This window comes from Candidatus Dadabacteria bacterium (genome assembly GCA_026705445.1).
Taxonomy (GTDB): Bacteria; Desulfobacterota_D; UBA1144; order Nemesobacterales; family Nemesobacteraceae; genus Nemesobacter.
In genome coordinates, this window is the sequence record JAPPAR010000010.1 from 39,159 (window position 1) to 46,834 (window position 7,676).

8 protein-coding genes, 1 tRNA gene and 1 other RNA gene are annotated in these 7,676 nt (G+C 51.2%); all 10 read right to left on the minus strand.

Features of this window, described 5'->3' with window-relative positions; genetic code table 11:
• Nucleotides 1-37: 37 nt before the first annotated feature.
• Nucleotides 38-404, minus strand: an RNA gene (gene rnpB, locus OXG75_01640) — RNase P RNA component class A.
• Nucleotides 405-821, minus strand: coding sequence for a ribonuclease HI family protein (locus OXG75_01645; protein ID MCY3624696.1), 417 nt, complete (start codon nt 819-821; stop codon nt 405-407). It abuts the RNA gene before it with no gap.
• Nucleotides 822-851: 30 nt separating this feature from the next.
• A complete protein-coding gene (locus OXG75_01650; protein ID MCY3624697.1) occupies nt 852-1,553 on the minus strand; it encodes a C4-type zinc ribbon domain-containing protein in 702 nt (233 codons plus the stop codon).
• 127 nt (nt 1,554-1,680) lie between these two features.
• Nucleotides 1,681-1,754 (minus strand) — tRNA-Ile (locus tag OXG75_01655).
• Nucleotides 1,755-1,848: 94 nt separating this feature from the next.
• Nucleotides 1,849-2,616: an ABC transporter ATP-binding protein gene (locus OXG75_01660; GenBank protein MCY3624698.1), complete on the minus strand. Its 768-nt coding sequence runs from the start codon at nt 2,614-2,616 to the stop codon at nt 1,849-1,851.
• A gap of 1 nt (nt 2,617) precedes the next feature.
• Nucleotides 2,618-3,655: an iron ABC transporter permease gene (locus OXG75_01665; protein ID MCY3624699.1), complete on the minus strand. Its 1,038-nt coding sequence runs from the start codon at nt 3,653-3,655 to the stop codon at nt 2,618-2,620.
• Nucleotides 3,642-4,496, minus strand: a complete 855-nt coding sequence (locus tag OXG75_01670; protein MCY3624700.1) for an ABC transporter substrate-binding protein — start codon at nt 4,494-4,496, stop codon at nt 3,642-3,644. The genes OXG75_01665 and OXG75_01670 overlap by 14 nt, the downstream gene beginning before the upstream one ends.
• A 20-nt stretch (nt 4,497-4,516) precedes the next feature.
• Nucleotides 4,517-5,512, minus strand: coding sequence for a zinc-binding dehydrogenase (locus OXG75_01675; GenBank protein MCY3624701.1), 996 nt, complete (start codon nt 5,510-5,512; stop codon nt 4,517-4,519).
• 144 nt (nt 5,513-5,656) lie between these two features.
• Nucleotides 5,657-6,937 (minus strand): putative sulfate exporter family transporter, encoded by a 1,281-nt coding sequence (locus OXG75_01680; protein MCY3624702.1) that lies wholly within the window; start codon nt 6,935-6,937, stop codon nt 5,657-5,659.
• 50 nt (nt 6,938-6,987) lie between these two features.
• On the minus strand, nt 6,988-7,530 hold the full coding sequence (locus tag OXG75_01685; GenBank protein MCY3624703.1) for a thermonuclease family protein: 543 nt from the start codon (nt 7,528-7,530) through the stop codon (nt 6,988-6,990).
• Nucleotides 7,531-7,676: the final 146 nt, after the last annotated feature.

The following is a 7,676-nucleotide window of genomic DNA, read 5'->3' on the forward strand; positions in this document are numbered from 1 at the left end:
GACCGTATCGAACCTGTCTACGCGAGAATAGCGAAAGGAAGCGAGTCAGCCTGTAAGCCGAGTTCTGTCAAGTACGGTCATCCATCTGAGATATCTGTTGCCAGGATACCTTAAGCGACTACCCGAAAACCAGGACGGGCCGCCCTGACCGGACAGTTGTCCGGACGTTTTCCTATTTGTCTTTCTTCAGGCGGGGTTTGCCTTGCCTCCTCCATCACTTTCGGAGCGGTGGTCTCTTACACCACCTTTTCACCCTTACCGGGACGCCTGCGGCGCCCAGGCGGTATGCTTTCTGCTGCACTTTCCGTTGTCTCGCGACACCTGGTCGTTAACCAGCGCCCTGCCCTGCGAAGCTCGGACTTTCCTCCCGCGTACAAGCCGCGGGCGACCGCCCGGCCGACTCGCTAATCATTAAAATATCTATCTATCGCCTCGTTCGCAAGACTGTCAGCTTCTACGTTATTCTCCCTGGGGATATATTCTATATCGAGTGCCGGAAGGGATGAAGCGAGTTTTTTCGCTTCCGAGTGAAGTATTCTAAGCTTTGAATCCTTTACTTTCCATAGCCCGTTCATCTGGCTTGCGACAAGCTGGGAATCGGTGTGGATTTTCACTTGGAGGCGGCCTTCAGCCACGAGATAACCGAGCGCTTTTATGAGCGCCTTGTATTCCGCCTCGTTGTTCGTTCCCCTGCCGATATACTCCCTTATTTCCTCTCTTGTTCCGTCCGGGCGGATAACAAGAACCCCGATTCCGGATTCTCCTGGGTTTCCCCTTGACGCTCCGTCTATATAGACTTCGGTTGTTTTCTCTGAGGTCATGTTTTTAATTTGGATAACCGCATCAAACGGTTACGGGTTTGTGTAAAGAATCTTCTTGCAGTTCGGACACTGAACCAGTTTTGTCTGTTTCAGTATTTCGTTGTAGAGCTGAGGCGGAATGTTTATGTTGCAACTCGTGCACTGCTCGTTTTCGGCAAGCGCAAGCGCCCTGCCGTTTCTTTTGAAGATTCTTTCGTAAAGCGGAAGTATTTTGGGGTCTATGGTAGAGAGGATTTCACTTTTTTCCTTTTCCGCCGGTTTACGGGAAATCTCGAGTTCTTCGATCTTTTTTTCTTTTTCCGCAATCTGCCCCGCGTATTGCTCTTTTAGAGTCGCGTAGTTTTCCTTTTCTTCGGTGAGTGTCGCCTCGGTCTCTTCGATTTCCGCCATTACCGAGATCGTGCGGTCTTCTATCTCGAAGTTTTCTTTTCTGGTATCGGTTATTTCCTTCTGAAGCGCCTCGTATTCCTTGTGGGTCTTTATGGCAAAAAGCCTTTCCTCGGATTTTTTTATGGATTCTTGATTGGAGAGAAGAGAGGATTCAAGACCGTCTCTTTGCGCCTTGAGTTCTGAGAGAGAGGTTTCCTTGAGATTTATCGATTCTTCTTTTCCAAGGAGGTCTTTTTTAAGGTCGTCAATTTCGTTTGGATATCTCTCGAGCCCTTCAGTTAGCTCTCTGATTCTTAAGTCAACTGTCTGAAGTTTCTGCAGGCTTTCAATATGCTGTTGCATAATTTTTTATTTCAGGCGAAGCAATCCCGATGTGCTTTTTAGGGGGAAAATGGTATTTCGGGGGCTTTTGGATGGGGTTGCTTCGGCTTTCTCTTTATTGACCTTCATGGTCTCTGTTTCTCAATTCTGGGCCCACCCGGACTCGAACCAGGGACCGACGGATTATGAGTCCGCTGCTCTAACCAACTGAGCTATGGGCCCTAATAAAACTAGGAAACACAATATAGTTGATCGAATTTTTTTGTCAAATTATCATTTCAAAAAGTGTAAAAACCGGTATTTAGGCCTACTGTGCTTACCGGAAAACAAGAAGATTTTCGCTTCTGGGGTCCCATGAACCCCTTACTTTAAATACCGACGAGAGAAGCTTTTCGGAAAGCACGCGGGACGGTTCTCCCAAGGCTGCGACTCGTCCATTTTCAAGTACAAGGATCCTTTCGCAGAATTTGCTCGCAAGATCAAGGTCGTGGAGAACGGCCACGACCCCTTTTCCTTCTTGAGCTAGCGACTCGAGCAGTTCCATGAGGGCGAACTTGTGGTGTATGTCAAGGTGGGAGGATGGCTCGTCAAGGAAAATAAAATCGGTTTCCTGCGCAAGAACCCTTGCGATCGACACTCTCTGCTGCTCTCCTCCCGAGAGTGTCGTTACTTTTCTTCGAGAAAACCCTTCCAGATCCACAAGCGAAAGGCAATCCTCGGCGCGCTTTATATCTTCTGTGCTTTCGCTTTCGAAAATTCCCAGGTACGGATACCTTCCCGTAAGTACTACCTCAAGCACGCTCAGCGGAAAATCAAAATACGAGGTTTGGGGGAGAAACGATATTTTTTTGTAAAGCTCTTTTGCTTCGTATCCCGAGATATCCTCTCCGTCAAGCAGAATGTGGCCTCCGGTGGGATTGATTATACGGGCAAGAAGGCGAAGAAGCGTGGATTTCCCCGTGCCGTTGGGGCCGACTATGCCCAGAAACTCGTTTCTTTTGATCTCGAAGCTTACGTCATCAACTATGATTTTTCCGTTTACTCCGTAACTGAGCCCCGATGTTTTTAAGAGTTCTCTTTGCATTTTACGCAAGTCCTCTCCCGCTGAAATTTCGCCTCAGCAGAAACACGAAGAAAGGAACTCCGATGAAGGAAGTGATTATCCCGAGGCGAAGTTCCTCAGGGCTCATGACGGTTCTTGCTATAAGATCCGCTGCGGGCAGAAATATGGCTCCGGCAATAAAACTTGCGGGCAGGAGCCGGCGATGATCTACTCCGATCAGCAATCTTATTGAGTGTGGAATTATAAGTCCGACGAACCCCACGATGCCGCTTACCGCCACGCTTGCTCCAACTATTAGGGAACTCAGGACTATGAGATGCTTGGTCGTTTTCTCTATGTCGATACCGACGGTCTTCGCTGTCTCGTAGCCTAGAAGTCTTGCGTTTAGGTTCTTAGCGTAAAAAAGCAGCATAACCGAGGCGGCAAGCACGGGAACCGCTGCCATTGCGAAATGCGTCCATGTGCGCGAGTCGACTCCGCCCATTATCCAGAAAAGCATTTCCTTCATTGACCACGCGTTTGATACCGAAAGCACGAAAGTCGTGAGAGAGACAAAAAGTGTTCCTAGTGCTACCCCGCAGAGAAGAAGCGTCGTATTCTCGACAAACCCCCTGTAACGTGATATTCCGTAGACTGCGTATGCCGTGAGGAGTGTGCCTGCAAACGCAGCGAGAGGGAGCAGAAGAAACCACTGCTGATGAATACCGGTGTAGATCACCAGAACGGCGAAAAAAGCCCCTCCGCTTGACCAGCCCAGTATTCCAGGTTCAGCAAGGGGGTTTCTGAACATCGCCTGCATTACCGCTCCCACAATTGAGAGTCCTCCTCCTATGGTGGCGGCGAGAAGAACCCTGGGGAGCCTAACGTTCCAAACGATAAGTTCCTGTGATTTTTCGATTCCCGCTCCGGTATCAAGCCAGAGCAGCTTGCCGGCTATCACGCTGACTACCTTGTCAAACGGAACACTCACCGCCCCGAGCGATACGCACACAATGACGGTCAACAGAAGCAGGGAGGCGAGTACTACGTATACGGAAAGCGTTTTCTTACCGGTCGGCATTGTTCTCTGCTCTGAATATCAGGTTCACCAGATCAATTACGGCCCGTGCCGCATAATGAGACGCGGCGTCTAGATGTTTTCCCGCGACGACTATGATCTTCTTGTCTCTGAAGGCGGAATTTTTGAACATCTGGCCCACAAAATCCGGGTGAGATGGATTATAACTACTTGTAAGCACTAGGTCAGGGTTGTTCTGGATTACGTATTCGGTAGATATGTTGCTGTGTCCGCTTAGCCCGAGGCGTGCCGGGAGGTTTATGGCTCCGGAACTTTCTATTATGTCGTTTATGGTTGAGCGTTTGCCGACCGTGAACCCTGGAGCTCCGTAGAAAAGAACCGTCGGGGCTTTTGCGTGAGGCGGAATCTTTTCCCTGGCATCCGCGATCTGGGCTTCCATTTTTTTTACGAGGTTTTTCGCCGCGGCTTCCTCGCAGACAGCCTCTCCAACCAGTTCTATATTCTTTTTTATGCTCTCAAGAGAGGCGATTTCGTGGAGCACCAGTACTTTTATTCCCGCTGCCTCAAGATGCGCGCGTATGTTCGGGTTAGTGTGACCCGCGACTATCACGAGATCCGGAGATTTTGCAATTACCTGCTCGAGGTTTGCTTGGACCTGCGGAATTCCCCGCGCTTTTTCCACGACGTTTGAGATCAGCGGGTCGGTCGAGAAATAGGTAAGCGCAGCTATTTTCTTTCTGTCGCCGATTATATCGACTAGGATTTCATCTGAAGCCAAAGTGAGCGATATTATGCTTTTTGGGCAGTGCGGTTTTGCTAGGCATACAACTGGCGCGGCGAAGAGGGCGAACAGAAACGCCGCGAACAGATTTTTGATGCTCACCTTGAAAATCAGGCTTTTCCTTACGGGTTCAGGATGACTTTTCCGAACTGCTGGCGGTCTTCAAGAATTTTCTGCGCCGCAGCCGCTTCACTCAGGTGAAACCTGCTGTGTATCGAAGGTTTTAGGGCACCTTCTTCGGCAAGCTGCGCGACTTTCTCGAAGTGTTCCGCCCGGGCGTTAAACACCGTTACTCCCAGTACGGAGAGATCTTTCATGATAAGCGGGCCGAGGGCTGCTTCCGTGGCGCCACCTCCGGCAACTCCGATCAGCAGAAGTTTTCCCCCGGGGGCCAGATACTGCGTGTTCTCTTTCCACACCGAAGCTCCCACGGGATCGAAGATCATGTTTATCTTATGCGTTTTTGTAATTTTCTTTAGCTCCTCTCCGAGATCCGAGGAGTTGTAGTTTATGGTGACGTCGGCTCCGATTTCTTTTGCCTTCTCAAGTTTTTCGTCGCTTCCCGCGGTAGCTATTACGAAGGAATCGAAGAGCTTGGCTACCTGGATCGCCGCGCTTCCCGTTCCGCTTCCCGCCGCGTGCACAAGCACTGTTTCTCCCTTGGCGATATTCCCTCTTTCGCAGAAGCCGTACCAGGCGGTGACGTAGCAGGTTGGAAGGGTTGCCGCGTCGTCAAAGGAGAGCCCTTCGGGAATCGATACCACGTTAGATGAAGGTATCTTTACATATTCAGCGAATCCTCCGTGGAGGTTGACCCCGACTATCTCAAGGCCCCTTTCCGAGCGCACGGCCGGCATGATCATGACCCGATCGCCCGTTTCCACGTCAGACACGTCCTCGCTTTTCTCGCATACAATGCCCGCCACGTCTACTCCCCCCACGTGCGGCAGGGGCACTGGACGGGGTGATTTCCCGCTTCTGAGCCTGAGGTCGACGAAGTTTATGGAGGAGGATTTTACCTCTACAAGGACTTCTCCCGGTCCAAGTTCCGGCTCGCTCACCTCTTCGTATTTAAGAACATCGGTTTCTCCGAATTCGTGATAGATAATCGCTTTCATTGTTGCGAACTCCTTTGGAATATTTGCTGCAATTAAGGTACTTGGCTTTGCGGGTTTGGCAATAACGGGAGCTATGCTGCCGATAGCGCCGAGGATCTAATGAGCTGCAGAGTTTCTAGGGACCTGTGATACGATCAAAGGCTTTTATAGAACAGGGGCGGGGAATAACAAGCCGCCGAAAAGAATCCAGGCTATAATCAGTGTCCAGATGACGTTCATTCCCTGCGCTATGAGAAACGCGTAGGCGGGCCGTCCTTCTTCCATGCTGACCAGGGTGGAAAAACGGGTCTCAAGGCCAATACACACAAACGCAAGGGCGAACCACCAGCCGCGAAGCCCTTTCATGAGTCCCTTGGTCTGCGAAACAAGATCGTCTCCAACTGCGAAGGAAAAAAGAAGGGATGCCGCCATGAAACCTAATATGAACTTTGGGAAACGCTCCCAGATGACCCCGACCGACGGCTTTACCCCTTCATCCGCTCCTTGGCGAAATGTCCACCAAAGAGAAAGGGCAAACGCCGCTAGACCCAGCATGGCGTTCTGCGAAAACTTCACCACCACGGCAGCGTTCATCGCCGATTCTCCCACCAGTTCCCCAGCCGCTACCACGGCTCCTGTGGTGTCAATGGTTCCTCCGATCCATGCTCCTCCGATCACCGCAGGAATCTGGAAATGCTCTACAGCCCAAGGCATGATCAGCATCATGGGGACGGCCACTATGAGAACGAGAGAAGTTACGTAGGAAAGCTTTTTTCTGTCTCCGCCTATGGCTCCGCAGGCCGCAATGGCGGCAGAGACTCCGCAGATGGAAACGGCTGTGGAGAGCATGGCGGCGAACTCGGAATCCACGGCAAGCCTCCTGCAGATCCAGTAGCATGCGTACCAGATGACGAGCACAACGAACAGGGCTTGCAGAATCCCCGCCGACCCCGCGGAGAGTATTTTGCCGAACAGGATTCCGGAGCCCAGAATTATAAGCCCAATCTTGATGTAGTACTCGGTGCGGACCGCCTCCCGGAAGCGATCGGGGAAAACATTGCCAACGAACATTCCGATTAAAAGAGCAAAGATGACATAGCTTACACCCCATTCCTTGGCCATTGCGTTTCCGGCCAGAAACTTGGATGCCCACGCAAGTGCGAAAACTATGGGAAAACCCACGACATAACGAGCAACCGATCCGCCCATCATACGGACACCGAAGCTTGAAAAAAACAAAAAGACCACTCCCAGCGAAAGGGAAAGAGAGATGTTCTTTGCGCTTAAGACCTCGCCCAGAGAATCTGGTGTCCATGAAAACTTGGGAAGAGAAAGATAGGGAAAAAGAAGCCCGAGGGCTATAAGGATGAAAGCCGGTCCGAAAACCACCCAGTCTTCGGAGAGTCCGCGGCTTTCCTCGGGGGAACCTGCTGTTTCGTTTTCCATGAAGGTAAGAGTGACACGAACTCCCGGTTTTTCAATACTTCGCTGTCTGCTTACTGACCGTGCGGTCGGGAACCGGTCGCGAGCCGTTCTCCTTTTCGCCAGCTCCAGGGCGCGACGAACTCCCCGGCCCACAGGCCGCGGCTGTTTTCGCGGGCCTCCTGTTCGGCGGAGACATAACGGCCCGAGTAGCGTGCGTAGGCGAGAGCGTAACCGTTTCGGACCATCCAGCCGTTTAAGTCGAGTTCATTTAGGTAGCAGACCCCGAGAAAGCGTCCGTAGCGGTCGCGCTTTGTTCCCTCGCACGTAATGGAATTGCGCCCTATTTTGTTTCTAAGAGCTGCGGTTGAAACAATGCCGCAGTCATAGCCTTTTCCAGATGCGTCTTTGCACCGCTGGTTCCTCTCCGGCGCGTCAATTCCTTCAAGCCTGATCCGTTCTCCCGAAATTTTGACCGTATCGCCGTCTGTAACGTAAGGCTTGCCGGTCAGGGTCTCGGCTTCCGCCGACGTCGGGCAAAGCAGCAGAAGAAGCGTTAAGCACAATGATTGACAGAGCAATCTGGGACCGTACTTTGAATCAGGGATCTTTTTCATTACGCACCCGACAGCTAGCGGTTTATTACTGGGTGTTTCCGTCGTCCACGGCAAGCTTTTTCGCCGTCCTTCTTTTTCTTCTTTTTTTCTGTCACAACTTGAACTTTAAAACGCACCACTGAGTTCGATAATCTCTTTTCAGGGGA